General features: G+C 69.8%; 24 protein-coding genes. 16 read left to right on the top strand and 8 right to left on the bottom strand.

Annotated features, from left to right (window positions below; genetic code table 11):
• Positions 1-43: 43 nt before the first annotated feature.
• Together MXD61_RS23815 and MXD61_RS23820 are read right to left on the bottom strand one after the other, a co-directional pair.
• Complete coding sequence (locus MXD61_RS23815; protein ID WP_248815654.1) at positions 44-565, bottom strand: DoxX family protein; 522 nt, start codon at positions 563-565, stop codon at positions 44-46.
• Positions 566-857: 292 nt separating this feature from the next.
• Positions 858-1,409 (bottom strand): MarR family winged helix-turn-helix transcriptional regulator, encoded by a 552-nt coding sequence (locus MXD61_RS23820; RefSeq protein WP_372511961.1) that lies wholly within the window; start codon positions 1,407-1,409, stop codon positions 858-860.
• Between the two features lie 359 nt (positions 1,410-1,768).
• On the opposite strand from MXD61_RS23820, the gene MXD61_RS23825 reads away from it, so the two are divergent.
• From MXD61_RS23825 to MXD61_RS23840, 4 genes are all read left to right on the top strand, one after another.
• Complete coding sequence (locus MXD61_RS23825; RefSeq protein ID WP_248815655.1) at positions 1,769-2,818, top strand: BON domain-containing protein; 1,050 nt, start codon at positions 1,769-1,771, stop codon at positions 2,816-2,818.
• Positions 2,815-3,609 carry a metallophosphoesterase gene (locus MXD61_RS23830; protein ID WP_248815656.1) on the top strand — a complete coding sequence of 265 codons (795 nt, stop codon included), beginning with the start codon at positions 2,815-2,817 and terminating at the stop codon, positions 3,607-3,609. Before MXD61_RS23825 ends, MXD61_RS23830 begins: the two co-directional genes overlap by 4 nt.
• Before the next feature lie 537 nt (positions 3,610-4,146).
• Entirely contained in the window at positions 4,147-4,668 is a 522-nt protein-coding gene (locus MXD61_RS23835; protein ID WP_248815657.1) for a hypothetical protein, read from the top strand.
• A gap of 96 nt (positions 4,669-4,764) precedes the next feature.
• Positions 4,765-4,992 carry a hypothetical protein gene (locus MXD61_RS23840; RefSeq protein WP_248815658.1) on the top strand — a complete coding sequence of 76 codons (228 nt, stop codon included), beginning with the start codon at positions 4,765-4,767 and terminating at the stop codon, positions 4,990-4,992.
• A gap of 19 nt (positions 4,993-5,011) precedes the next feature.
• Here the strand turns inward: MXD61_RS23840 and MXD61_RS23845 are convergent, their stop codons facing one another.
• Positions 5,012-5,251 carry a zinc ribbon domain-containing protein gene (locus MXD61_RS23845; protein WP_248815659.1) on the bottom strand — a complete coding sequence of 80 codons (240 nt, stop codon included), beginning with the start codon at positions 5,249-5,251 and terminating at the stop codon, positions 5,012-5,014.
• A gap of 139 nt (positions 5,252-5,390) precedes the next feature.
• Between MXD61_RS23845 and MXD61_RS23850 the strand changes: the two genes are divergently transcribed.
• Complete coding sequence (locus MXD61_RS23850; RefSeq protein WP_248815660.1) at positions 5,391-6,422, top strand: asparaginase; 1,032 nt, start codon at positions 5,391-5,393, stop codon at positions 6,420-6,422.
• Between the two features lie 52 nt (positions 6,423-6,474).
• Here the strand turns inward: MXD61_RS23850 and MXD61_RS23855 are convergent, their stop codons facing one another.
• Positions 6,475-7,089 (bottom strand): DnaJ domain-containing protein, encoded by a 615-nt coding sequence (locus MXD61_RS23855; RefSeq protein ID WP_248815661.1) that lies wholly within the window; start codon positions 7,087-7,089, stop codon positions 6,475-6,477.
• Positions 7,090-7,361: 272 nt separating this feature from the next.
• Between MXD61_RS23855 and MXD61_RS23860 the strand changes: the two genes are divergently transcribed.
• From MXD61_RS23860 to MXD61_RS23885, 6 genes are all read left to right on the top strand, one after another.
• Complete coding sequence (locus MXD61_RS23860; RefSeq protein WP_248815662.1) at positions 7,362-8,753, top strand: CoA transferase; 1,392 nt, start codon at positions 7,362-7,364, stop codon at positions 8,751-8,753.
• A gap of 432 nt (positions 8,754-9,185) precedes the next feature.
• Complete coding sequence (locus MXD61_RS23865; RefSeq protein ID WP_248815663.1) at positions 9,186-10,358, top strand: branched-chain amino acid ABC transporter substrate-binding protein; 1,173 nt, start codon at positions 9,186-9,188, stop codon at positions 10,356-10,358.
• Between the two features lie 129 nt (positions 10,359-10,487).
• On the top strand, positions 10,488-11,417 hold the full coding sequence (locus MXD61_RS23870) for a branched-chain amino acid ABC transporter permease (protein ID WP_163549865.1): 930 nt from the start codon (positions 10,488-10,490) through the stop codon (positions 11,415-11,417).
• On the top strand, positions 11,414-12,832 hold the full coding sequence (locus tag MXD61_RS23875) for a branched-chain amino acid ABC transporter permease (protein ID WP_248815664.1): 1,419 nt from the start codon (positions 11,414-11,416) through the stop codon (positions 12,830-12,832). Before MXD61_RS23870 ends, MXD61_RS23875 begins: the two co-directional genes overlap by 4 nt.
• A complete protein-coding gene (locus tag MXD61_RS23880) occupies positions 12,829-13,788 on the top strand; it encodes an ABC transporter ATP-binding protein (RefSeq protein ID WP_374629479.1) in 960 nt (319 codons plus the stop codon). The genes MXD61_RS23875 and MXD61_RS23880 overlap by 4 nt, the downstream gene beginning before the upstream one ends.
• Positions 13,788-14,507 (top strand): ABC transporter ATP-binding protein, encoded by a 720-nt coding sequence (locus MXD61_RS23885; protein WP_248815665.1) that lies wholly within the window; start codon positions 13,788-13,790, stop codon positions 14,505-14,507. The genes MXD61_RS23880 and MXD61_RS23885 overlap by 1 nt, the downstream gene beginning before the upstream one ends.
• On the opposite strand, the gene MXD61_RS23890 is transcribed toward MXD61_RS23885, so the two are convergent.
• Entirely contained in the window at positions 14,474-14,701 is a 228-nt protein-coding gene (locus tag MXD61_RS23890; protein ID WP_248815666.1) for a hypothetical protein, read from the bottom strand. The two genes, MXD61_RS23885 and MXD61_RS23890, sit on opposite strands and share 34 nt — an antisense overlap.
• A 73-nt stretch (positions 14,702-14,774) precedes the next feature.
• Between MXD61_RS23890 and MXD61_RS23895 the strand changes: the two genes are divergently transcribed.
• The 3 genes from MXD61_RS23895 to MXD61_RS23905 all read left to right on the top strand — a co-directional run bounded on the left by MXD61_RS23895 (position 14,775) and on the right by MXD61_RS23905 (position 17,932).
• Positions 14,775-15,695, top strand: coding sequence for a LysR family transcriptional regulator (locus MXD61_RS23895; protein ID WP_248815667.1), 921 nt, complete (start codon positions 14,775-14,777; stop codon positions 15,693-15,695).
• Positions 15,696-15,905: 210 nt separating this feature from the next.
• Complete coding sequence (locus MXD61_RS23900) at positions 15,906-17,300, top strand: AAA family ATPase (RefSeq protein WP_248815668.1); 1,395 nt, start codon at positions 15,906-15,908, stop codon at positions 17,298-17,300.
• 140 nt (positions 17,301-17,440) lie between these two features.
• Positions 17,441-17,932, top strand: coding sequence for a hypothetical protein (locus tag MXD61_RS23905; protein WP_248815669.1), 492 nt, complete (start codon positions 17,441-17,443; stop codon positions 17,930-17,932).
• 33 nt (positions 17,933-17,965) lie between these two features.
• On the opposite strand, the gene MXD61_RS23910 is transcribed toward MXD61_RS23905, so the two are convergent.
• Entirely contained in the window at positions 17,966-19,057 is a 1,092-nt protein-coding gene (locus tag MXD61_RS23910) for a hypothetical protein (protein ID WP_248815670.1), read from the bottom strand.
• Positions 19,058-19,294: 237 nt separating this feature from the next.
• Between MXD61_RS23910 and MXD61_RS23915 the strand changes: the two genes are divergently transcribed.
• Both MXD61_RS23915 and MXD61_RS23920 read left to right on the top strand, forming a co-directional pair.
• On the top strand, positions 19,295-21,304 hold the full coding sequence (locus MXD61_RS23915) for an ATP-dependent DNA helicase RecQ (RefSeq protein WP_248815671.1): 2,010 nt from the start codon (positions 19,295-19,297) through the stop codon (positions 21,302-21,304).
• Between the two features lie 264 nt (positions 21,305-21,568).
• Positions 21,569-22,429 (top strand): SDR family oxidoreductase, encoded by an 861-nt coding sequence (locus tag MXD61_RS23920; protein ID WP_248815672.1) that lies wholly within the window; start codon positions 21,569-21,571, stop codon positions 22,427-22,429.
• Between the two features lie 125 nt (positions 22,430-22,554).
• Here the strand turns inward: MXD61_RS23920 and MXD61_RS23925 are convergent, their stop codons facing one another.
• Positions 22,555-23,625 (bottom strand): LLM class flavin-dependent oxidoreductase, encoded by a 1,071-nt coding sequence (locus tag MXD61_RS23925; protein ID WP_248815673.1) that lies wholly within the window; start codon positions 23,623-23,625, stop codon positions 22,555-22,557.
• Positions 23,626-23,772: 147 nt separating this feature from the next.
• Positions 23,773-24,339, bottom strand: coding sequence for a hypothetical protein (locus MXD61_RS23930; RefSeq protein WP_248815674.1), 567 nt, complete (start codon positions 24,337-24,339; stop codon positions 23,773-23,775).
• Positions 24,340-24,478 lie beyond the last annotated feature (139 nt).

Raw genomic sequence — 24,478 nt, forward strand, 5'->3', positions numbered from 1 at the left:
CATCTTCACCCCAGCCACCCTCGGGTGGTGCCGCGAGGGTCGGTCAGGCCTTGGTGGTGTCGGCCGGCTTGCGCTCGGGGCGCCAGGCGGTCGCCAGCAGCAGGGCGGCACCGCCGACGCCGAGGATGAGGGTGATCGCGGCGCCCACCCAGCCGTCGAGCTCGATGTCGATGGCATGGTCGAGCGAGGCCTTGCCTGGGCCGAGGATGCCGATCGCGGCGCAGACGACCGCGATGAACAGGACGTACTCGTAGCCCTGGCCGGGACGGAAGATGAAGAAGCCGTTGGTGCGGTGCGCGGTGATCCCGGCGACGACCATGGTGCCGATGATGGCGCCCGCGGCGAACGGGGTGAGGAAGCCGACGATCAGTCCGGCGCCGGCGGCGAGCTCGACCAGCCCGGACATCCACGCGTGCACGATCCCGGGGCGAAGGCCCATGCTCTGGAACCAGCCCGCGGTGCCCTTGATCCCACCGCCGCCGAAGATGTGGTTGTAGCCGTGCGCGATCAGGGTGAGGCCCACGATGATCCGGAGTACCAGGGCCGCGGTGTCAGGCGATGTCACGTGTCCTCCTCGAACCGGGCCCCAGCGGATCGTGGCGGCGGCCGGCGTGCCGATGTCGCAGCGCCGACAGTAGCGGGTTCGCAGAGAAGACACGCTAATTGCAATGATTGTGATCTATGGTCGTCCGTTCGCTGACGGTGAAATCAGCGTCGATCTCGTTCGTCCGACGGGGACGCCGCCGCGCCGCGCTGACTCGGCCGTGCCATCGTCGCGGTGTGGGCCGGACCGTCCTGGTGTCCGGGCCGCACCAGACATCGCTGATGGGTGGTACCGGTGCCAGCGCGGGCGTGCGTCAGCGCGGGCCGTCCTGATCGACGATTCGCGTCAGCATGGACAACAGGGCACCCTGCTCCTCCTCGGACAGGGGTGCGAGAAGCTTGTCGTTCATCTGGTCGATGCGATCGGCCACCTGCCCGTGGGTCGACTCCCCACGCTTGGTCAGCCGAAGGACGTTGCGCCGACCGTCTCGTGGGTCGCGAACCCGGCGGATGAGACCTCGCTGGACAAGCCGTGCCACCACATCGGCGACCGTGGAGCGGTCGAGCGACGCCCGTTCCCCGAGCGTGCGCTGATCGATGTCGGGATCGGCGAGCAGGCTGTTGAGCACCACGAACTGCGGCGGCGTCGTCTCGGTGGAGACGGTCGTCGTCCACAGCTGGTAGGTCACCTGCTGCAGCCGCCGGGCCAACTGGCCCGGATGGCAGGACATGTCCACCACGCCGCTGGTGCTGGGTGGCTCGGCCGGCTGCGAGGGCACGGTGGCCGGCTCGGTGGCGCGTTGCCCGGGTAGGCGCTCGCCGGAATGTTCCAGCGCGCTGGTGTCATCGGCGACACCCCTGGGCAACTGGTCGGATCGTGTGCGCGCGTTCAGGGTTCGCTTCCAATCCGGTGTCGAAGTGGGCGGCCGACGAGTTCGCCGCAAAGGTCATCATCGCTCATGTCGACGCTCGTTGTCGCCATGCTGTCAGAATCAGTGGCGCACCGGCGCCGACGTCGTATGCGTCGTGGCGGGTGGTGAAATTATAACTACGGATAACCGGACATCCGCGTGTCTGCGTAGTACGCTCGTCACCGCTTCGGGGTAGCCATTCGGGGATGTCGCGCGGGCGACCGTGCGCCCCCGCCGCCACTGGCCCACGTGGGCCCACACCGGCCCGAGTGATCGAGGTGCATCGTCACGCGGATGCGGGTAGTGGCTGCCGTATGGAGGATGCGCCCAGAGGTCTGCGGGAGAGTCTGAAACGGGTTGCTGTGACCCTCAAGGAGGCGAACATCCCGTTCGCCCTTGGTGGGAGCTACGCGTGTTGGGCGCGCGGCGGGCCCGAACCGGTTCACGATGTCGATTTCATGCTGCGGGAAGAAGATGCCCCGCGAGCGGTCGAGGTACTGGCCGCTTCAGGACTTCGTTCGGTGGATCCGCCGGAGGACTGGCTGACCAAGGTGTTCGACGGAGAGGTGCTCGTCGATCTGATCCATCATCCGGTCGGTCGCGCGGTCACCACCGCGATGCTGGAACGCTCCCGGGAGATGTCGGTCGACTCGGTGCGCATGCCCGTCCTGGATGCCACGGACTGGTTCGAGATGACCCTGCTCGCGCTCGAGGAGCGCTACTGCGACCTTGCCCGGGTACTTCCAATGATCCGGGCGATGCGTGAACAGGTCGACTGGGACCAGGTACGCCGATCCACCGCGGCTTCCCCGTTCGCGGAGGCCGCCCTGCTTGTGGCCACCCGCCTCAACCTCATTCCCGCGGACACCACCGGCAATACCGCGGTGCCCCCCGGGAGATCGCCGTTGTGGTCGGCGCGGACGGAGCACCCCACCCAGCCGGACCGGTCGGCCACCTCGGACCGGTCGGCCACCTCGGGTCAGGCGGATGGCCTGGGACAGCGGGATGGCCTGGGACAGCGGGACGGCCTGGGGTCGCAGACCTCCGTTGTTGTCGCCGCAGCACACGTGGACGACGCCGACGAGTACCTGGCCGGCGAGCTCCACGAACTGCTCGCCGAGGATCCCCGGGTCGCGGAACTCGGGCTTGAGGTGTCCGTCTGGGAAGGGGCGATTCTGGTGGCCGGCGAGGTCGCCACCGAAGCTCGTCGGCGCGCGGTCACCGAGGTGCTGCGCGAGGCGGCCGCGGGCCGCCCGGTGCGCAACGAGGTCACCGTGACCGACAGCCGAACCCAGGCCGCCCCATCGGGTGCGGGCACGGGGCCGGACGCGACCGGCGCCGAGACCGCGGAGATCATCTCATGATTCGGATCGCCGCCGTCGGCGACATTCATCTTGGTACGGACAGCGGCGGGACCTTCGCGCCGGTGGTGCGTGAGCTGGCGGGACAGGCCGATGTGCTGCTGCTGGCCGGCGACCTGACCCAGCACGGCCGGGTCGCCGAGGCCCGGGTGGTGGCCGCGGAGGTCGCGGCGGCGGAGCTCCCCGTGGTCGCCGTACTGGGCAATCACGACTACCACGACGACGCCGAGGAAGAGATCACCCGCATTCTCGTCGATGCCGGCGTGATCGTGCTTGAAGGCGCCGGCACCGTTCTCGATATCGCCGGCACCCGCCTCGGGGTCGCCGGCGTCAAGGGATTCGGTGGCGGGTTTGCCGGCGCCAGCTGCTCGGAGTTCGGCGAGCCGTTGATGAAGGCCTTTGTGCGCCACAGCAGAGAGGTGGCCGCCGGCCTGGGGGCGGCCTTCGGAGACCTGACCTGCGATATCCGGGTGGCCTTGACCCATTACGCCCCGATCCCGGACACGTTGATCGGGGAGCGGGCGGAGATCTATCCCTTTCTGGGGAGCTACCATCTCGCCGAGGTCATCGACGCCGCTGGCGCGGACCTCGCCCTGCACGGTCACGCACATGCCGGATCCGAACGTGGTTCGACGGCGGGCGGAGTACCCGTCCGTAATGTGGCGAGACCGGTGATCGGTAAATCCGTTGCCCGATACGAGATCGCTCATGGCGGGCGCGCCGACCAGGATCCACAGACGCCCCCGCCGTTCCGTGTTCCGGCCGTCGAGGCGGACTCCCGCGCACTGTCGTAACGTTCGCCGAAACCATCAATGGCCGAGCGGACGTATGCGGAAGGTGGCGACAACTCCGGACGAACGATGTCCCGATACCCCGATCGGGGGGGTCTGGCAGAGGGGGCATCGTGTGACCCGTCCGGGGGGTACGGCATGGCCGTGATGGACCAGGTCATGATCGATGGCGGCTCGAACGGGCCGCCCGGATGGGCCGCCGTCGACGCTACGGGGCCACCCGATTGGAGGTGACCCGGCCGCGCTCGACGATCACCGTCCGCATGGCCCGTTCGGGTCCCACGGCCGCACCAAATGATCATTTCGGTGGCAGTGGCAGTGGCAGTGGCGGTGGCGGTGGCGGTGGTGCGTGGGGGGCGGTTGGCTCTCACCGTGGGTAGCGAACGGTTGGGAACCTGAACGGGGGAATCGAGTCGGGTGGTGGCCTGTGCGGTGCCGCGCCGGATCCGTCCCGCGGCGGAGATCATCCTGTGAAGCGCCTGTGCGGCAGCGCTATCGGGTCGTCGGTGAGGCTGTGGGCGGGGTCATGAAACTGGTGGCATGACCGTGGCACTGATGGGGCACGAACCAGCCATGGGACACACCGTGCTGGATCGACAGTCACGCACCGCTGCGGGTCGCGGCGTCCCGTCGCGACCGGATGCTCCTGCTGACCGGCCCGCTCAGTCGGCCGCTCCCGCCGCCAACCGGGCTCCCGGCGCGATCGGGCGTCCGGCGCCGGGCGGCCGCCGGGGATCGTCGGGCAGGGCGCGCGCGGCCGAGGACACCACGCGTGTTCAGCCGTATCCCGAGGTCGGGGCGGGCACGCAGCCGGCGGAGCCGATCAGCCTGCGCCGGCTGCTGAGCTGGGGACTGGCGGTGAGCGCGGTGCTGCTGCTGTTGTTCTCGCTGGTGGGTGGCTTCGGCGCGTTGGCGTTCGGGGCGATCGCCGCGCTGTGGGCACTCGCGGTGGGATGGATCATCGTGTTCGGTCCGCCGACCGTGGCCACCGTGCCGCAGCGGCGCGTTCTGGTTCAGCGTGCCCGCACCGCCCTGGATGGCTGGACGCTGGGACGCCGCTGACCGTCCGCGGCGCGGGAGACGGCAGGGCTTCCCGGGCCTCGGAGAAGGCCGGGTCTTAGGGGCGTGACCTGCTGCGATGTGGGGTAGGAGCAGGTCGTGGGCAGGCCAGGACGTAGCGATGACGAGCAGTGGCCTGGTTCGGATGCCCTGCTGCGGACGCTGGTGTCCGGCCTGTCGCAGGAAGAGCAGGACGAGACGCTACAGCTCCTGCGTCGGCGTCTGGCGGAGGATCGGGCGGCGGCGACCGGTGGGCAGCGGGATCGTCAGGTCGACGTCGGCCCGCGGAGCCGGGTAGCGCGCGGCGGCACTCCCAGCGGTCAGTGACCGGGCGCTGCGGCGTCGGTCAGCCGCAGCAGCCGCCTCCGCAGCAGGAGCCGCCGGATGACGGCGCGGCCGCCATCGCGGCGGCGGAGGCCGACGAGGACGCCGACGCGCCACGACCGACCGCGACGGCGGAGAAGACGCGGGACGTCTGCGTGTGACCGGCGGGGCAGAGCACACCGTCCGGCGCGGGTTCGGTCATGCTCCGACGGACCTCGAACGAGGTGTCGCACTCCCGGCAGCGGTAGTCGTAGGCAGGCACGTTCTCAGGGTATGGGGTGCGCGGCCCGGATGCCCGCGCACCGCCCGAATCAGCGGGGAGATCGTCGTCTTTGTTTCCATCCGGGCACAGCTTGGCGGGATGCCCGCGCGACGGGCACGGTCGTCGTACCCTGCTGGCTATGGAGCCGCCGGTGGGGCCGCGGGTGGTCGCCGAGATAGTGCGTGGGCTGCGCGGAGGCGAGCCGTTCGTCGAGAGCGTGCATCGCGGCACGGTGGTGGGGCTGGCACGCGACGGCTCGGTCGCGCTGCGTGTCGGTGAGCCCGGTGAGCCGATGTTCCCGCGCTCCGCCGTCAAGCCACTTCAAGCGGTGGCGATGCTGCGGGCGGGGCTCGACGGCATGTTCCTCAGCCGCAACATTCCGGATGACCTGCTGGCCATCGTGTCGAGTTCGCACAGCGGGCAGGGCGCTCATCTCGTGCGGGTTCTGGAGATCCTCTCGGTGGCCGGGGTCCCGGTCGACGCGCTGCGCTGCCCGCCTGACCTGCCGTTGGGGGAGGCGGCGATGCGGGCCCATCTGCGTTCCGGGGGCGGCGCCGAGCCCATCCTGATGAACTGCTCCGGCAAACACGCCGGGATGATCGCGTGCTGCGTGGCCGCGGGCTGGTCGATCGACGACTACACCGATCCGGATCATCCCCTGCAACGGATCATCCGGGAGACGGTGGAGGAACTGATCGAGGAGCCGATCACCGGCGCCACGGTCGATGGTTGCGGTGCCCCCCTGTTCGCGATCTCCCTCACCGGTCTCGCCCGCGGCCTGCAGACGATGGTTCTCGCCGAGCCCGGCTCGCCACAACGCCGAGTCATCGACGCGATGCGGGCCTACCCCGAGCTGATCGGCGGTTCCGGCTCCACCGACACCGACCTGATGCGCGCCGTTCCCGGCCTGCTGGCGAAGAACGGCGCCGAGGGCGTCACCATCGCCGCGACGGCGAGTGGTCACACCGTGGCGGTCAAGATCGCCGACGGTGCGGGCCGGGCGGGCGTCCCGGTGGCGCTGGCCGCGCTCGGGCGACTGGGCGCGCTGCCCGCCGCGAACACCCCCGGTGCCCCCTCCATCGACCTCGCGCAACTGGCCGTCCTCGGCGCCCCGACCGTCCTGGGCGGCGGCCAGCCCGTCGGCTCCCTACGCGTGCGCCTGCCCGCCTGACCGCGGCCCCGCGGCTCGGCCGGCCCCACAGTCGGAGCCGGCCGCCTCGCCGTCAGGATCGGCGTCGGGGTGGCGGCTGGGACGGCCTCGGGCCGGCTGACTGGTCAGGACGGTGGCGCGGCCGCCCGGCGACGGTGACGGCGATCGGCGGGATGATCGCGGCCACCGCCAGCATGGCCATGGCGGCCGGCACCGAGTACAGGCGGACGAACGCGCCCCCGGTGACGAACAGGGTCAGGGCGATTCCCATCAGGATCAGGTAGCGCCGTCGCACGACCGGATCGGCCCCGGCCAACAGCGCACCAGCCGGCGGCGCGGCCATCCCGGACGCCCCGGACGCCCGCGGGGTCGACGTCCCCGAAGCGGCGGTTCCCGGCGATCCCCCCGGTGCTGCTGATGTTCCCGGCGCGCCTGGTCTGGGACGGGGGGACCAGGGGCCGGGGGCGGGTGCCCGGGGTCCGGTGGCGAGCCGCAGGTCGTAGCGGCGGCGGCGGTCGGGGTCGGCCAGGATGTCGTAGGCGATCCGGACCTGGGCGAAGGCCGCGGGCTGGCCGCCGGCATCGGGATGGGTACGGCGTGCCGCGGCGCGGTAGGCATGACGGATCTGCTCGGTGCTGGCACTGGGTGCGACCCCCAGCACCTCGTAGAGTGACGGTTGCGCGGCCATGCGGCGCCTCCCTGGCCGTCCGCCGGTGGAGCCCCGCGGATCTCACGCGGTGTGGCTGCGCGGACGCGACCCACCTCCACAGTATGAGCGGACGGTCGAAGCTGCATCGACCCGGCAAACGGGTCGATGCACTCCGAGCGGTCAGGCATGGCGATCCGCGGCTTCGGCGCTTAAGGTGATGCCCCGCGCACTTTGCGGTATGACGTACCGCGCGGCGCGAGGGCGGCTGCGTCGGCGGGAGACCGTCCGACGGCAATCATGGGATGGGGACGATGGGGCGGGCCACGGAGATCGTCGATCGGGTGGGGTCGCTGGTAGGGGAGGACGTCACTGACCGGCTGACGGTGACCGGGCCGGCGGACGTGCTCCCGAGCGTGTACGAGGTGACGACGTTCGCGGCCACGACGGTGGCGGCGGCGGCGGTCGGCGCCGGGCGGCTGCTGTCGGCCCGCACCGGCGAGGGACCTCCGCCGGTCGTGGTCGACACCCGGCATGCCGCGGCGGCGTTCGGCAGCGAGCGGCATCTGCGGCTGGACGGACGGCCCGCGGCGTCGGTGTGGGAGCCGATCTCCGGGTACTACCAGACCAGCGATGACCGGTGGATTCAGCTGCACTGCAATTTCTCGCATCATCGCGACGGTGTGCTGGACCTGCTCGGTGTCCCGAACGAGCGGGACGCGGTCGCCCGGGTGATCCGTCGGATCGACGCCGCCTCGCTCGAGACGGAGCTACAGGCCATGGGCCTGTGCGCGACGATGGCCCGGACGGAGGCCGAATGGTCGTGCCATCCGCAGGCCAAGGCGACCGCGACCCAGCCGGTGCTGGCGGTCGAACGCCTCGACGACAGCGCGCCGCAGCCGCTGGCCCCGACCGAGACGCCGGCGGCCGGGTTGCGGGTGCTTGACCTCACCCGGGTCATCGCCGGGCCGGTCGCGGGGCGCACGCTCGCCGCCCATGGTGCGGATGTGCTGCGTGTCGGCGCCGCGCACCTGCCGGAGGTGCAGACGCTGCTGGTCGACACCGGGTTCGGCAAGCGCAACACCTTCCTCAACCTCCGGGTGGCCGCGGACGCCCGACGGCTGCGGGAACTGATCGCCTCGGCGGACGTGCTGATCCAGGCCTACCGGCCGCGGGCGCTGGACCGGCTCGGTTTCGGCCCGGCCGCCGTCGCACGGCTGCGTCCCGGCATCGTGTACGCGACGATCAGCGCCTACGGGCACACGGGTCCGTGGAGTGGGCTGCGGGGCTTCGACAGTCTGGTGCAGACCGCGTCCGGGATGGTGCTGGCCGGCGCGGCCGGGCGGGACGAGCCGGACCCGGTGCCGCTGCCCGTGCAGGCACTTGATCACGGGGCGGGCTATCTCACGGCGTACGGCATCCTTGACGCGCTCGCCCGCCGGGCCCGCGAGGGCGGCAGCTGGCATGTGCGGGTGTCGCTGGCCCGTACCGGACGGATGCTGACCGACCTCGGTCACCATGACACGCGGGCGGTGCCACCCCTGGCCGCGGCCGACCTCGAGCCGTACCAGGACACCTACATGAGCGAGTTCGGCGAGCTGACCTACATCCGTCCGCCGGGCACGGTCGCCGGGGTCGCGCCGCGGTGGACCCGTCCACCCGCCCGGCTCGGCACCAGCGCGCCGACCTGGTCCCTGCGCCACTGAGGGGCAGCCGCGGTCCGAGTCGGTGCTGGATGCGGCTGGGTCGAGGTTTTGCCGCCGTCCAGACGTGTGCGTCGGGGCGATTTCATCGCATTGATTCGTAGGAATCATTGAGTTGTGAAATAGCTCGCAAGATGAACAGCGGCGCGCCTAGGTGGCGCGATTGTGTACTCGGTGTAACAACCTGCTGGGCTACTTTCGGGGGATCCACCCGGAGGACTAGGTTGCCGCCATCTCGGGCGGAGCGTTCGCGACGGTCGGTCGACAGGGTTGGGTCGGGCGGCGTTCCCGTGCGATGCGGTGCAGGTAACCGGGCGCCGCCGCCGTAGGGATGGTGGCGTGTCCCGGTGCCGAGCACCGGTCGCGCCGGGGGTAGCTGGCAGCGTGACGGGGGCGGCAGCGGAGTCGCAACCGATGTACCGGAGGAGGATATGCATGGGTAGGCGCCCGATTCTGGGAGCGATCGCCCTGGCCACAGCGGTGACACTGTCCGCCGCGGCCTGTGGGAGTAGCGGGGACGACACGTCCTCGAGTGGCAAGAAGACGATCACCATCGGCTTCCAGGGCGTGCTTTCGGGCGACAACCAGCAGCTTGGTCTGAACGCGCTGTACGGGGTCAAGACGGCGATCGCGGAGGTCAACGCCGACGCGAGCTACCCGTTCGAGTTGAAGCTGGTCGAGTCCGACGACGCCGGTTCGCCCGACCAGGGCCCGACGGCGGCCCAGAAGCTGATCGACGACAAGAAGGTCGTCGCGGTGGTCGGGCCGATGTTCTCCGGCGCGACCAAGGCCAGCGAGCCGGCCTATTCGCAGGCCGGTCTGCTGTCGGTGAGCCCGTCGGCGACCAACCCGGCACTGACGACGCTCGGTTTCACGTCGTTCTACCGGGTCATCGCACCGGACACCGTGCAGGGCAAGGCCGCCGCGGACTACCTCGCCGATGTGCTGAAGGCCAAGAAGGTCTACTCGCTCGACGACAAGAGCGAGTACGGCACCGGTCTGTCGGGCGCGCTCGAGCCCGAGCTCAAGGCCAAGGGCATCGAGGTCATCCACGACGGCATCAACCCGACCAAGGACTACCAGTCCGAGGCCACCAAGATCATCGCGGCCGGGCCGGACGTCCTGTACTACTCCGGCTACTACGCCGAGCTCGCCCTGCTCACCAAGGCGCTCAAGGACAAGGGCTTCACCGGCAAGATCGCCAGCGGTGACGGTTCGAACGACCCGCAGTACGTCGCGCAGGCCGGCGCCACCGCGGCCGAGGGCGTCTACCTGACCTGCCCCTGTGGCGACGCGAACTCCGACCCGAAGGCGGCGGCGTTCGTCGAGTCCTTCAAGAAGGTCAACAACGGCGCGAAGCCGGGCACCTACTCCGGTGAGGCGTACGACGCGACGAAGGCCCTGGCCACGGTCTTCAAGCAGCTCGGCGACGATGTGAACCGCGAGTCGGTCCTGAAGGCCTTCCCCGGGGTCAACTACGAGGGCATCACCAAGACCGTCTCCTTCGAGTCCAACGGCGAGGTCAAGGGCTCGAACGTGTACGTGTACCAGGTGAAGAACGGCGCGATCACGGTCCTCGGCAACATCGCGGATCTGATCAGGGCCTGATTCGGTTCCGATCCCGACGGTGGCCCGGGCGCCCGCTGGCGTCCCGGGCCACCGTCGGGTTACATGCCCTACCGAGACGTGCCGGATCGAGATGTGCCGGATCGAGACGCGACGAACGAGGCGTAACGCATGGGTTTCTTCGACCAGTTCTGGCAACTGACCATTGACGGTCTGATGGTCGGATCGCTGTACGCGGTCATCGCGCTCGGCTACACGCTGGTGTACGGCGTGCTTCAGCTGATCAACTTCGCCCACAGCGAGGTGTTCATGCTCGGTTCCTTCGGCGGGCTGTTCGCCGCCCGGGCACTGCTGCCCGACGGCGGGGTGCCGGGCGGCTTCCAGTCGGTGTACCTGGTCGCGGTCGGGCTCGCCGTCGGCGCGTTGTGCGGGGCGCTGGCCGCCTTCACCCTCGAACGGGTCGCCTACCGGCCGTTGCGGCGCCGTTCGGCACCCCGGCTCGCCTATCTGATCAGTGCGATCGGCGCGTCCCTGTTCGCGGTGAACCTCGCCGGCAAGGAGTTCGGCCGCCAGAACGTCGACCTGCCCGACCTGTTCCACAACGACACCGTCTTCACGCTCTTCGGCGCCGATGTCTCCACCCAGTCGCTGGTCATCTTCGCGGTCGCCATCGCGATGCTCGTCGGCCTCGACCGACTCGTCGCCGGCACCCGCCTCGGCCAGGGCATCCGGGCCGTCGCCCAGGACGCCGACACCGCCGTGCTGATGGGCGTCAACGTCGAGCGCATCATCATCGTCACCTTCGTCGTCGGCGGACTCCTCGCCGGCGCCGGCGGTTTTCTCTACGCGATGACGTTCAACGCGTCGTACAGCATGGGCTTCGTCCCCGGGGTGAAGGCGTTCACCGCCGCCGTTCTCGGTGGGATCGGCAACGTCCGCGGTGCGATGCTCGGCGGTCTGCTGCTCGGCCTGGTCGAAAGCTACGGTGGTTACCTGTTCCAGGCGTCGTACAAGGACGTCATCGCCTTTCTCGTGCTGGTGGCGATCCTGATGATCCGGCCGTCCGGTCTGCTCGGCGAGCGCCTGGGACGGGCGGCATGACCGGCCCGAACGTGCCCGGCCAGCCAGCGCCGCGCTCGTCCTCGTCCACGTCCACGCGGGAGGGGCGGGAGGGATCGGGCGGGCCGCGGCGGGTGCGGCCGTCGTGGCATCCGGCGGGGTTGCGTTCGCCGGCACGACTGCGTCAACTTGGCGTTCTGGTGCTGCTCGGGCTGCTCGCCGCGGTCGTGACCGGGCCGACCGGCAACTCCGACCATCCACTGCGGGCCGCCTGGGATTCGATCGCCGACCCGCGGATCGTCCTGTTCCTCGTGATCGCCGTCGTGGTGTGGCTGGTCGTGGCGCTTGGCGGGCAGCTGCGGACGCTGGCCGTGGGGTGGGCGACGCCGGTGCGCGAGCCGGTGGGCGCCGCCTACGGCCGCCGCGGCGGGCCGATCGCGCTGAACCTCGCCCTGCTCGCTGTCGCGATCATCGCCCCGATGCTGTTCTCCACCGCGGCCCAGCAGTGGATGGTCGACGGCGTCGGCATCTACGCGCTGCTCGCGCTCGGCCTGAACGTCGTCGTCGGCTACGCCGGCCTGCTCGACCTCGGCTACATCGCCTTCTTCGCGATCGGCGCGTACACCACGGCCTATTTCACCTCGCAGACCGCGATGCCCTGGCATGCCCCGTTCACGCTCAACCCGTTCTTCGTCTTCCCGATCGCGCTCCTGCTCGCCGCGCTCGCCGGCGTCGTTCTCGGCGCGCCGACACTGCGGCTGCGCGGTGACTATCTCGCGATCGTCACACTCGGCTTCGGTGAGATCATCCATCTGGTCGCGAACAACGCCGATGGCGTCACCAACGGTGCCCGTGGCGCGTTCGGTGTCCCGCATCTGTCGATCCACCTGCTCGGGATCGACTACACCTGGGGTATCGATCCGCTGCCGTACTACTACCTGCTGCTGGCCATCATCGTGATCGTGATGATCGCCTTCGGCCGGTTGGAACGCTCCCGGATCGGCCGATCATGGGCGGCCATCCGCGAGGACGAGATCGCCGCCGAGGCGACCGGTGTGGCGACGCTGCGGCTGAAACTGCTCGCCTTCGCCATCGGCGCGTCGGTGTCGGGGTTCGCCGGGGTGCTGTTCGCGTCCAAACAGTTCTTCAATCCGCAGAGCTTCAGCCTGCAGGCCTCCTTCTTCATCGTCGCGGTGGTCATCTTCGGCGGGATGGGTTCACGCCTGGGCGTGGTCGTCGGCGCGGTCGTGCTCCAGGGGCTCGCCTTCTACCTGCGGGACCTGGTGGCGCCCGCGGACCGTTACATCTACTTCGGGGCTGTCATCGTGACCATGATGATCTTTCGTCCGCAGGGGTTGGTGCCGTCCCGGCGCCGTCGCCGCGAGATCGAACTGTCCGAGGCCGGGGTCGGCGCCGCCGATGCCCTCGGCGCCGCGCCGACCGGAGCCCGGCCATGAGCCGCCGCGCCGGTTCGCACCGCGCCAGCGCGCGCGGCGGCGGGGCCGCGGCTGTACCCGGGGCGCGGCAGCCGTCCATGATGGAGAACGTGGGTGGCGATCCGGGGGACCTCGTCGTCGAGGCCCGCGACCTGTCGCTGCGCTTCGGCGGCGTGACCAGCCTGGACGGCGTCTCCCTGCGCCAGCGGCGCGGGGAGATCCTCGCCGTCATCGGGCCGAACGGAGCCGGTAAGACCTCCCTGTTCAACTGCCTGACCGGCGCGTACCGGCCGCAGGAGGGCTCGGTGACCTTCTGGCCGCGGCCCGGGCAGAGCACCGAACTCCTCGGCCGTCGCCCGCATGCCATCACCCGGCTCGGGGTCGCCCGCACCTTCCAGAACATCCGCCTGTTTCCCGCGCTGTCCGCGTTGGAGAACGTGCAGATCGGCACCGAGGTGCGCCAGAAGTACGGCCCGTTGTCCGTCGTGCTCGGCCTTCCACACGCCCGGCGAGCCGAACGCGACGGTGTCCGCCGGGCCGCGGACCTGCTCGACCTCGTCGGCCTGGCCCACCGCACCCACGAACAGGCCGCCTCCCTGCCCTACGGCGAGCAGCGCCGCCTCGAGATCGCCCGCGCGCTCGGCACCGACCCGCGCCTGCTCCTGCTGGACGAACCCGCCGCCGGCACCAACCCGGTGGAGAAGCGCGACCTCGCCGCCCTTGTCACCCGCATCGCCGCGACCGGCGTCTCCGTCCTGTTGATCGAACACGACATGGGCCTGGTGATGTCGCTGGCCACCACCGTGGCCGTGCTCAACTTCGGCCGGATGATCGCCTACGGCTCGCCGTCCGAGGTGCAACGCGACCCGGCGGTGATCGAGGCCTATCTCGGCGCCGACTCGGGCACCGGTCCCGGTCCCGGTCCCGGTCCCGGCCCGGGTGCCGGTGGCGCCGGCAATCGCAAGGAGCTGGGCTGATGCTGCTGTCGCTGACCGACGTCGAGGTCGCCTACGGGGCGGTCACCGCCCTGCGCGGCCTGAGCCTCGAGGTGGACGAGGGCGAGATCGTCACCCTGCTGGGCGCGAACGGCGCCGGCAAGACCACCACCCTGCGCACCATCTCCGGTCTGCTGCGTCCCCGCGCCGGCGAGCTCCGCCTGGACGGCCGTCCCCTGTCGACCATCCCCGCGCACGACCTGGTGGCACTCGGCGTCAGCCACGTCCCCGAAGGACGCCGGGTCTTCCCCAGCATGAGCGTGCGGGAGAACCTGCTGATGGGCGCCTACCGCGACCGTCGGCACACCCGCGAGGACCTCGACCGGGTGTTCGCGCTGTTTCCGCGTCTGTCCGAACGCATCGGCCAGGCCGGCGGCACCCTGTCCGGTGGCGAGCAGCAGATGCTCGCGATCGGCCGCGCCCTGATGAGCCGCCCACGTCTGGTCCTGCTCGACGAACCGTCGATGGGCCTCGCCCCCATGGTCGTCCAGACCATCTTCGAGGTCATCGCCGAGATCAACCGCGACGGCGTAGCCGTCCTGCTCGTCGAACAGAACGCCGCCTCGGCCCTGCGTATCGCCGGACGCGGCTACGTCCTGGAAACCGGCGAGGTCGTCCTCTCCGGCACCTCCGCCAGCCTGCTCTCCGACGACCGTGTTCGCCAGGCCTACCTGGGCGAGGACCTCACTCCCACCCCCTGACGCCCCCGCGGCGAAGGTCGGATCGCCCGGATCGGACGGGTGGCCACAGCCGTGGTGCCGGTGCTGGTGGTGGCAGTGGCAGTGGCAGTGGGGGTGGCGGCCGGGGTCCAGTCACGGCCGTCGCGGGAGTCGGTGCCGAAGCGGATCCCGGCGACGGTCAGGGCGGTGAGCAGGGCGAGGATCGCGTAGGTCATGGTCCTGAGGATCAGGATCGGCGGACGTGCAGTCCATCTGTTTTTTGTGGGATAGACCGTTAAGCTGAACTACATGATCGATGTTCGGCGGCTGCGGCTGCTGCGGGAGCTCGACAACCGGGGGACGATTGTCGCGACCGCGCAGGCGTTGCATCTGACCCCGTCAGCGGTCAGCCAGCAGCTGGCGGCGCTCGCGAAGGAGACGGGGGTGCGGCTGCTCGATCCGGCGGGGCGGCGGGTGCGACTCACACCGGCGGCGCAGGTGCTGCTGGAACATGCCGACATTCTGTTCGCGCAGCTCGAGCGGGCCGAGGCTGATCTCGCGGCGTTCGACGAGGGCCGGGTGGGGTCGGTGGCGATTTCGGCCTTCACGACGGCGATCTCCGGGATCGTCGCGCCGGCGCTGCTCGCGCTGCGGGAAAGCCGGCCGCGGCTGCGACTGTCGGTGACGGATGTGCCCGAGCCGGACTGTTTCGATCAGCTGCTCGACGGTGAGCTGGATGTGGCCATCGGCATCACTCACGCCGGGGCCCGGTCGCTGGATACACGGTTGTTGCAGATTCCGCTGCTGGACGATCCACTCGAGGTGGCCCTGCCGGTGGGGCATCCGTATGCGTCGGCACCGGAGGTTCCCCTGGAAGCGCTGCGGGCGGATGAGTTCGTTGTCAGTCGTCCGGGTACCGCGTGTCGGGAGGTGGCGCACGCCGCCTGCGCGGCGGCCGGTTTCGTCCCGCGAGTTCGACATAATGCGGACGACTTCGTCGCCGTCCTTACCCTGATTGCCGCGGGGTGCGGGATCAGCCTTGTTCCGCGGCTTGCCGGGCTGTCCTCCACCCCGCAGGTGGTGCTGCGTCCCCTCGCGGGTGCGACACCGATCCGGCCGATCTTCGCAGCCGTCCGCCGCGGTTCCCAGCAGGCCCCGCATCTGTCCGCCGTCCTCGCCGCCCTGGTCGCCGCCGCCCGTTCTCCCGACGCCGGTCCGGTGCCCGCATAGCTCCACAGAGATGCCGCGGTGTCCGGAAGCAGTGGGTGCGCCGTCCCGCGAGGACGTTGGACTGTACGGCCTCAACGTCGTGGTGGCCTCAACGTCGAGGTGGCCTTGATGTCGTGAGCGGGCATGCTGCCGGTCCGGTGGCTCGGGCAACAAGATGGTTCTGTCGTGGTCCGTGGATCGCAGGCCGCTGACCAAGGATAGGATGAGTGGGTGCTGACCAGGCTCGAGGTAGACGGGTTCAAGAACCTTCTGGGCCTGACGGTCGATTTTGGGCCGTACACCTGTATCGTTGGCCCGAATGCGGTCGGAAAGTCGAACATCTTTGATGCCATCGAATTTCTTTCGCTCCTGGCTGATCATCAGTTTCTCGAGGCTGCGCAAAGACTGCGATCGGTCGGGTCGCATGGCGGCGACCCGAGGTCTCTTTTCTGGAACCTGGGAGTCGGCGAATCTGCGGCAATGAAAATTGCCGTGGAGATGATTGTTCCACAGAATATAGAAGACGATTTTGGCCAATCTGAGTCACCGACCACATCTTTTCTTCGATACGAGGTTGAGCTCTCCTATCGGCCGACAGAAAATGGTCGAACAAGCTCGGGTGGAATATCGCTGGTACGCGAGGAGCTGCGGCATATCAAGCTCGGCGACGCTGCCCAAAGGCTACGCTGGCCGCACAGCAAGAAGAACTTTCGTGATCGTACGGTATTTGGGCGACGTTCCGGATCTGCCTATATCTCGACCGAGATGGTCGATGGAGTGGGTACGGTCAAGGTCCACGCGGACGGTGGCAGTCGTGGCCAGCCACGCACCTCCCCTGTGGCCAGGGCGCCGCGGACGATCGTGAGTACCACAACTACCAGCGATCATCCCACGATACTCGCCGCGCGCCGTGAGATGCAGCAGTGGCGAATGCTGGCGCTAGAGCCTTCCGCCATGCGCTCGCCAGATCTGCTGACCGATTCTTCGCATATTCTGGCGAATGGTGCCCATCTCGCCTCCGCGCTTAATCGGCTTGCGGCGCACAACTCGGACAACGTCTATGCCTCAGTCGCCTCTGCCGCGGCGGCACTCACCGACGTTCGAGACGTCGTGGTCGACTTTGATCCGCGCCGTGAGCTACTGACGCTGAATGCCCAGCTCGGATCGGGGCCACTGCTACCCGCCCGGGCCCTTTCGGATGGAACTCTGCGTTTTTTGGCACTCTGTATCATCGCGCAGGATCCATCCTTCTCGGGGCTCCTGTGCATGGAGGAGCCGGAGAACGGCATCCATCCCGGTAGGGTGGAAGCGATGGTCAACCTGGTGCGAGACCTGGCGGTCGACCCCTTCTTCCAGCCAGGTGACGAAAATCCCCTCAGGCAGGTTGTCGTTAATACTCACTCACCATTCTATGTGCAGTACCAGAACGATGACGACATCATTCTTGCGGTTCCGGCCTCCCTGCTGCGAGACAAGCGTCCCGCCCTGACCGTACGGCTCGTACCGCTGGCTGATTCATGGCGAGCTCGTAGCGGAATTCCCTCGGTCGGTAGAGGTGCGATCGCCGAGTACCTGGAGCCGCGGCCCAACGGCCAGCTCACACTTGATCTTGATCGGGTCGGCTGATGTCAGGGCTGAGCACAATAAATTTCGTCTTCTTCCGTGAAGGCACTTCGGACGAAGGAATTCTCCCTCATCTGCGTGATCTTCTAGTGCGCGCCGGTGCACCTGAGGCACAAGGAACGGTTCGCCCTGAGCGTCCGCCCGTGACTCGCCAGCTCGCGGCGGTAGCGGCAGAGGCTGACCGACCGAACATGATCTTTGTTCACCGTGACACGGACCGAGAAGGCCCCGCCGCGCGCCGCACCAAAATAGCAGTGGCCGCAGCGGAGAAAAGTGTGCTGGAACCGGTTGTTCCCGTCATTCCTGTCCGGCACCTGGAGGCTTGGCTACTGCTGAGCGAAGGCGAGATCCGCCGCGCTGTCGGGCGGCCCAGGGGGTCGGTTCCGCTGTCTTTGCCCAGCCTGCGGGAAACAGAAGAGAAAGACTGCAAGACCATCCTTCGGCGCGCGCTGGTGGAGGCTGGAGAAACCTCGGGTCGTCGACGTCAGAAGGCGTCTACAGACGCGGCCTTCAGTGCGTACCGGAAAGTTCTTCTTGAACGGCTCGACATCGATGGGCCGGTGCGTGAGCTGCCGTCATGGCGTGCGCTCGAGGCTGACATCAGGACTGCCGTTTCTCGCCTGATGTCGGCCTGATCCGAGGGTGGCTGAGCGCGTCCATCCGGCTGGTCACAGGGGAGAGCGGATGCCGTGACTCTGCAGGGCGCCGCGGGTGAGGGCGAGGGCGGCGGGTGAGGAGCCGATGTTGTCCTGGTCCATGAAACTGAAGGCGAACAGGCCGGCGGCGCTGAGCTGGCGGACCTCGTCACCGGTCAGCAGCGCCTGCATGTCGGACTGCCAGGCGCTCTGCGACTCGGACTTGTAGTGGGCCAGCATGACGGGGCCGAACCTGCCGAGGGCGGCGGTCATGCTCTGGACGTCGGGGGCGCTGGGATCGCCACCCATCGCCTGGAAGCTCTGGAAGTCCGAGGCCCGCATCACGTCGGCGAAATAGGGCAGCAGGGATTTGCCGCCGCCGATGAGCGGGTCGTCCCAGCGCTCCTGCCAACCACCCCAGCCCAGCGACACCCGGGCGTTCGGCGCCCCGGCGTGAAAGATCTGCATGGCGGCGAGGTACTGGTCCTTGAGAGTCAGGTAGTAGTTGGTCGTCTCGGCGCTGGCCGCCCAGGAGTTGGTCTGGCAGGGGTAGGTCTGGAACTCGGTGAACAGCGTGACGTACAGGGCCGGACCGTTCGCGGTGCCGGCGAAGATCGAGGCGAGTTCGCGGGCGTCCGAGAGGAAGGCGCTCGACAACGGGTACTCGCGGCCGCAGGCCTGGCCGTGCGCGGTGGAGAAGGTGCCGGTCGAGCCGGTGCCGTCCAGCCAGACGATGAGATGAACACCGTGGCCCGAGCGGTACACCTGGGGGATCAGATCGAGCTTCCACCTGCGCAGGAAGCCGAGGTCGTTCGGGCCGTTGAACCAGGTGCTGTAGAAGTCGAGATCGCCGGCCAGCGGCGAGGACTGGGCGCTGTCGAGGCCTGGGCCCAGCCCGAACCGGAGCTTTCCCGCCGGTGTGGCCGGTACCGGGCGAATACTGTCCGAGAGGGCCTCCCGCTGGGCGTCGGTCGCGGCGGGAAGGCCGGTCATCCCGTGTTCCGACGCGCGCTTGTCGCCACCAGGCCCGCCCGTCAGATGACCGACGAGCACGACCGCGACGGCTGTTACCGCCAGCAGCGCGATGAGGGGTACCGCCAGATGTCGAAACCTCCGGCTACGCATCGAAACATTTCCTCTCGTGACGACCTTCCTATGTGGCGAGACAGTAACTGATCCGATACTTTGCGGAGCCGTATGGGCGGGATGGTCCGACGGGGACGGCGTGTCGCCGTGTCGTCCCCGTCGCGGGGTGGGGTTGCCGGAGGGTCACGTCGAGCCGACCGTGTTGTGTCACCGTTGTCACCTTCGTGGTTATCCGAGGGTGGTATTCGGTGATCAGGGGGTACGTCCGGCGGCACCATGAACCGTCGTGATCGCACTACGAGACTCCTGGCCACCTGGCTTCGCATCCGGCGCCGTGGCGGCCCGCGCGCGTCCGAGCATGGCGGCGAGGCCGCCGTCGACAACCCGGCTGACCATGTCACCGACGGGGAGCACGCTCCCGGTGGAGCGGACCGCGGTGCTGGAGAACGCGCTGACAGCGGGCAGGACGTCGCTGGCGGTGGGGCCTTCGCCGATGAAGGGGATGCGGGGGGCGGGCAGGACGAGGTCGGTGACCTGATTCGGATGGTGGCCCAGGAGGGGTTCGGCTTCGACGGGCTGCGGGATGGGCAGCTGGAGGCGATGCGGGCGGTGCTCGCGGGGCGGGACACGCTGTGCGTGCTGCCGACCGGTGGGGGAAAGTCGGCGGTCTACCAGATCCCGGCGCTGGTGCTGGCGGGGCCGGCGGTGGTCGTCTCGCCGCTGATCGCCCTGCAACGGGACCAGGTGCGACGGATCACCGAGCGGATGTCCACGCTGATCGGCCCGACGGAGCCCACGTCGGCCGCGGCGGTGGTGGCGAACTCGGACGCGGGCGCGGCGGCGCGCCGGGCGGCGTTCGACGCGGTTCGGCAGGGGCGGACCGAGTTCCTGTTCCTGGCACCCGAACAGCTGGCGCGCCCCGATGTTCGGGCGGCGCTGCGCGAGGCGAAACCGTCCCTGTTCGTCGTGGACGAGGCGCACTGCGTGGCGTCCTGGGGGCATGGGTTTCGGCCGGACTACCTGCGCCTTGGGCAGGTGATCGAGGAGCTGGGGCATCCGACGGTGGTGGCGCTGACGGCGACCGCCGCACCACCGGTGCGCCGGGAGATCCGTGAACGGCTGCGGATGCGGGAGTGCGCCGAGGTGGTGAGCGGGTTCGACCGGCCCGAGATCAGCCTGTCGGTGGTGTCGTTCACCAGCGAGGAGGACAAACGGGCGAGCCTCATCGAACGGATCGCCGCCGAGGCGAAGCCGGCCCTGGTCTACGCCGCCACCCGGAGGGCCACCGAGGAACTGGCCGCGGAGGTCAGCGCGCTCGGCCTGACCGCCCACGCCTACCATGCCGGCCTGCGGGCGGCGCGGCGCCGAGAGATCGAGGCGGCGTTCATCGGTGATCGGTGTGACGTGGTCATCGCGACCACGGCGTTCGGGATGGGAATCGACAAGCCGAACGTCCGGACGGTCATTCACGCCGAGGTCGCCGATTCGCTCGATTCCTACTACCAGGAGATCGGACGGGCCGGCCGGGACGGGCAGCCGGCGCTGGCCTGCCTGTTCTACCGACCGCAGGACCTCGGGCTGCGCCGTTTCCAGGCGTCCGGCCAGGTCGACGAGACCGCGCTGCGGCGCGTGGCCGTCCTGCTCGGCCACGCCGAGGCGGCGGTGACGGCACGTGAACTCGCGCAGGCCGCCCAGCTGCGCGCCCCGACGCTGAGCCGTCTGGTGGACCTGCTCGTGGATGCCGAGGCGGTCGTCGTCCACGATGACGGACGGATCGCCGCCCACCCGGCTGCCCCCGAACCGCGGGAGGCGGCCCGGCGTGCGCTCGCCGTCGCCGAGAGCCGGGCCGAGATCGACCGCTCACGGGTCGAGATGATCCGCGCCTACGCCGAGACCCGCACCTGCCGGCGTTCCTTCCTGCTTGCCTACTTCGGCGAGTCGGCCGGTCCGTGTGGGAACTGCGACATCTGCGGCGCCGACCGGCCCGGTGGACGAACCGCCTCCGCGATCGAGGGACGGGCCGTCGATCCACCGGGCAACGGCGCCAACAGCGGGGGTGCCAACGGCGCCAACGGCGCCAACGGCGAGGGTGTCAACGGCGAGGCGGAGACGGCGGCCCAGGAGCAGCCGTTTCCAGCGGGCTGCGCGGTGCGGCACGTGGCCTTCGGGGACGGGCAGGTGGTGCGGGTGGAGGGTGACCAGGTCACCGTGCTGTTCGACGGCGCCGGTTACCGCACCCTGTCGGCCGAGACCGTCCAACAGCGATCGCTGCTTGCCCGCGCCTGAAAGCACCGACGACGGGCGGCCCCGGACGGGGGTCGCCGGTGGGGGGCGGGTGCCAGGGGGTGCGACCTTCTGGCTACCTTCGCCCGGTCGGCACCCTCGGGCCTGCACCTTGCGGTATCGGCGGTTCAACAGTCAGTATCCGTCCTGTCCAGAAAATCCGGATAATTGATATTTCGGACATGTCGCGGATCGTGCGCTCGACCGAGGTGCCAGAGCGCTGCTGCGCACCGGCATGGTCGCGCGCGCGGTCAAGCAGGGAGGACCATGGCCGCACACGCGGAGCTGCAGATGAGTACCGCCCTGATCACCGGGGCGTCGTCGGGAATCGGGGCGGCCTTCGCCGAGGCCTACGCGGCGCGGGGAGCACGGCTCGTCCTCGCCGCGCCCGGCGAACCCCGGCTGCGCGAGGTCGCCGAGCGGCTGCGCCGGGAACACGGCGTCGACGTGCGCACCGTCGCCGTCGACCTGGCCGAGGAAAGCGGTCCGGACACGCTGGCGAAGGCCGTTGCCGAGATCGGCCTGGACATCGACATCCTGGTCAACAACGCCGGGTTCGGGAGCCGCGGCCCGTACCACGAGATCGCCGCCGAACGCGATCACCGGCAGGTCATGCTCAACGTGGTCGCGGTGGAGCGGATCGCCCACCTGTTCCTGCCCGGCATGGTCGCCCGGGGCGGCGGAACCATCATCAACACGTCGTCGACGTCGGGCTTCCAGGCCGTCCCGTACATGGCGGTGTACGGCGGTTCGAAGGCGTTCGTGCTGCACTTCTCGATCGCACTGTGGGCGGAGTACCGCCGCCACGGTGTGCGGGTGCTCGCGTTGTGCCCGGGGCCCACGGACACGGGCTTCTTCGAGGCGCTCGGCTCCCGGATGTCCGCCGGTGGCCGGGTGCGCACCACCGACGAGGTGGTCGCCGCCGCGTTCCGCGCCCTGGATCGAGGGCAGGCCTATGTGATCGACGGACGGCTCAACTACCTCACGTCCAACGCCTCCCGGCTGCTGCCACGCGGGTTCGTCGCCCAGGTCACCGAACGGGTGCTGCGCCGTGGCTCGATGGCGATGGTCCGCTCGGCACGGGCCCCGCGCTCCCGCCGTCTCCTCGGCCGCCGCACCGCCAGCTGAGTCACCCCACCGGTGGGCACCGACATCCGGGTACCCGCGCACCGTCGCCCGGGACGCCTCCGGATCGGCGCTCCTCGGCCGCGGGATCGATCACCGTGGCCGAGGCGCCGCCGTCAGGGTCCCTGTCAGCGGGCAGCGGCTGGGGTGGCGGTGCCGGCTGGGGTGGCGGTGCCGGCTGGGGTGAGGCCGCCCAGGTCGGCGACGAGTTCGAGGCAGCGGATGCGGTCGGAGGGCTCCTGCGTGTTCGTCACCACCATGATCTCGTCAGCTCCGGTGGCGTCGAGCAGCGCGTCCAGACCGGCGCCGACGGTCAGCGGCGAGCCGACGATGTGCGACGCGGTGAGGTTGTCGGCGGCCGCCCGCTCCTGCGGCGTCCACGGGTGGTCGGCGGCCTCCCGCGGCGACGGGAACGCCACCGGACGCCCACCGCGCAGGCGCAGCATCGCCAGCCGGACCGAGTTGTGCAGCCACTCGGCCCGCTCGTCGTCGTCGGCGCACAGCACCGCGGCCGCGACGATCGCGTACGGCCGTTCCCGTCCCGGCGACGGCTGGAACGACCGCCGGTAGAGCTCCAACGCCGGGATGGTGTTCGCCGAACTGAAATGATGCGCGAACGCGAACGGAAGCCCGAGCATCCCGGCGGCCTGGGCGCTGTAACCGCTGGACCCGAGCAACCAGATCGGCGGCACCGGTGCCTGCGGAAACGCGTACACCCCCCGCATCGGATGCCCCTCGGGGAACTCCCCGCCAGCGAGGAAGGTCGTCAGTTCCGAGAGCTGCTGGGGAAAGTCGTCCACCGCCAGGGGCCCCGCCGTGCGCCGCAGCGCCCGCGCGGTCGCCGGATCCGTGCCCGGCGCCCGCCCGAGGCCCAGATCGATGCGCCCCGGGAACAACGTGCCGAGGGTGCCGAACGCCTCGGCCACCGCCAGCGGCGCGTGGTTGGGCAGCATCACCCCACCCGACCCCACCCGAATGGTGCTGGTCGCCGCCGCGATCTGACCGATCAGAACCGCCGTCGCCGAGCTCGCGATCCCCGGCATCCCATGATGCTCCGCCAGCCAGTACCTGGCGTACCCCAGCCGTTCCGCCTGTCGGGCCAGTTCCAGCGACCCCTGCAACGCCTCGCCCACCGGCACTCCGGAACCGACCGGAACAAGATCCAGAACTGACAGTGGTACCCGCCGAGTCAAAGACACGCCACGGTGCAACACCGCCCCCGCCGCCTCTCTTCCCGCCCCACCGGCCCGGGCCGGCTCCACCGTCCCACCGCCCCGAGACATCCATGGGACGAGACGGACATGCTTCGGGCGGGTGGCCGCGGACAGTGGTGGCGCGGGGAGGTGTCAGTCGATGGCGGTGGAGTTGAGGTACTCCTCGGCGATGCGGTCGAGATCGTCGGAGGGATGACCAAGGCGGGTGCGGACGCGGCGTCGGCCGACGAGCAGAAGATCGAGCAGGAAGTCGGGGACGGGGGCGTTCTCGCAGCGGTGGTAACCCATGGTGAACCAGGTGTGCGCCTCGGTCAGGGCGTCGACGTGCTCCAGGGACTCGGCGACAGCCTCGTAGACGCCCGGATCGTTCGAGCGCGCGGACCGCAGCTCCAGCCGCAGCCGCGCGGCCTCCTCGGGCTGGCCGTCGCGCAGCAACGCGTCGTGCAGCCACACCCGGGGGTCGGGCGAACAGTCGCTGCCGTCGGCGACGGCGGCCCGGTAACAGCGGATCGCCTCCGACCAGTCGTCGGCGAGACCCCACTGGCTGCCGGCATCCACGAACAGGGAGGCCCGGGTCACCGGGGCACTGTGTTCGGTGGTCCGGTCGGCGAGGGCTTCGAGCCTGGTGGCGGCGCCGCGGTGGTCGCTGTCGCCGGCGGCCTGGTACACGATCTCTTCGACGTCCTCGTCGGTAATCATGCCCGTCATTGTGGCGGTCGCACGACGCGCCGCAACGGTGCCCCCGCGCCGGTCCGGTGGTACGCGTCGGCGCCGGTCCGGCGGGGAAGTAGTCGATCGACCGCCGGCCGCTTCCCTGGCCGGCAGCGGCGGGAGGGCC

Origin of the sequence: Frankia sp. AgPm24 (assembly GCF_023243055.1) — a bacterium.
Classification (GTDB): domain Bacteria; phylum Actinomycetota; class Actinomycetes; order Frankiales; family Frankiaceae; genus Frankia; species Frankia umida.